This window comes from Planomonospora algeriensis (genome assembly GCF_977012225.1).
On record NZ_CDRNDK010000768.1, the window covers coordinates 1 to 1906 of the forward strand.

Genomic DNA, 1906 nt, shown 5'->3' on the forward strand with positions numbered 1-1906 from the left:
GCGTGCCCGGCGCCCGGCACGACCAGCCGGTCCACCGGGGGCGGTCCCCGGTCCCGCGGGCTCGGCGAGCAGGAGCACGCCGTGCCGGGTCCTGACCACCGGCCCGGCTGCGACCGGGACCGTCCGGGCGGCGAAGGACGTGCCGGAGTAGACCTCGAAGGCCGCGGCCACGTCGATCTCGCCGACCCCCTCGGCCAGCCCGACGCCGACGGACGGACGCCCCCACGGGAAGGCCGCGTTGAGCCCGTACGGCAGGTCGGCCGGGGCCAGCCCGTTGACCGGGATCTCCAGCCGGCCGCCCACCGACCAGCCGGGGTAGGCCGCCTCCCGCCCGACGCGCTCGGCCTCCGCGGTCCCGGCCAGTTGCTCGACCAGCCGGAGCGCGCCCACGATGCCCGAGGTCACCCCCGCGGTGGTGGTGACGGGGCCGTCCTGGACGTAGCGCAGCCCCCGGACCCAGCGCACCTGGGGATCGGAGTCCCGGAGCGCGTCGATCCGCTGCCAGAACGAGGTCGCACGGCGTCCGTCGAGCACGCCGGCCGCGGCCAGCAGATCCGATCCGGCGCACACGCCCAGGATCCGGGCGCCCCGCGCGGCCTGCCGGGCGATCCACGCGCGCAACGGCGCCTCCCGCTCCCCGCGCGGCTCGGCCACCGCGGGCACCACGACCACGTCCGGTTCGGGGACGGCGCGGGCGTCCACCTCGGCGAAGGTACGGTCGGGCAGCGCGTGCAGCCCGCCGGAGAGCGCCACCGGCTCCCGGCGGGCCGCGACGGTGTACACCGAGAAGCGCTCCGAACGGGCGAACACCTCGTACGGCGCCAGCGCGTCCCCGACCACCGAACCGGTCGCGCCGAGCGCCACGGCGACGACCGTTCGCCCCTCCGGGACCGGCGCCGCGGGAGGCCACCCCGCCGCGGGGACGGCTCTCGGGGCGGCAGGGAAGCTCTCGCGCATCGTGACCGCCACCCCGGCGGCGCACGTCCCGGCCAGGACCGCGGCGGCCAGCCCGGCACCGAGCAGCGCCCGGGGCGCCCTGCGGGCCAGGGCGCGGAACGGGGTGCGGGGACGCGAGAGGGGCGATGAGGGCATGGCGGATCTCCTGAACGATGGACGGAAGACGGGGACGGGCGCAACGGCCGAGGGGAGCCGGGCCGGGGAGAGCGGGTCCGGTGGACGCCGGACCCGGTGGGAGCGGGGTGCGGACGAAGCAGGTCAGCGGGGGGCGGGGAGCGCGCCCTGCGGGCCTGACCGCCGGGAGGCCGAGGGCGGCATGCCGTACCGGGCGGTGAAGAGCCGGCGGAAGTGGCGCGCGTCCCGGAAGCCGCAGCGGGCCGACACCGCCTCGACGGTCAGGCCGGTCTCGGCGAGCAGCCGCGCGGCGAGCTCCAGCCGGAGCCGCTGCCTGTACTCCAGGGGGGTGATCCCGACCGTGGCGGTGAAGGCCCGGCTCAGCCCGCGCGGCGACAGGTTCGCCACGGCGGCGAGCTCGGCGAGGGTATGCGGGCTGTCGAGGTGCTGCGCCAGGTGGTCCTGGACCCGGTGGACCGCCGGGTGCAGGTGCGCCCGGTGCTGCAGGAAGGCGCTGACCTGGGGATCCGTTCCACCACGGCGCAGGTAGACCACGAGCTGGCGGGCGACGGCCGCCGCGAGCGCCGGTCCGTGGTCGCGCTCGACCAGCGACAGCGCCAGGTCGAGCCCGGTGGAGATGCCCGCGCTGGTGCTCACCGGCCCGTCGTGGACGTAGAGCACCGCGTCCTGCACCCGGGCGGCCGGGTAGCGCTCGCGCATCGCCTCGATCAGCGACCAGTGGGTGGTGCACCGGCGGCCGTCCAGGAGCCCGGCCTCGCCGAGCGCCGCCGCCCCGCTGCAGACCGAGGCGAGCCGGCCCCGCGCGGTGGGCGGC

2 protein-coding genes are annotated in these 1906 nt (G+C 78.1%); both read right to left on the reverse strand.

The genetic code is table 11. From position 1 onward, the window contains the following. A partial coding sequence (locus tag ACWJ6R_RS35550; protein WP_449066416.1) for a DJ-1/PfpI family protein occupies nt 1-1092 on the reverse strand: 1092 nt, incomplete at its 3' end. 123 nt (nt 1093-1215) lie between these two features. Further along, a partial coding sequence (locus ACWJ6R_RS35555; RefSeq protein WP_449066417.1) for a GlxA family transcriptional regulator occupies nt 1216-1906 on the reverse strand: 691 nt, incomplete at its 5' end.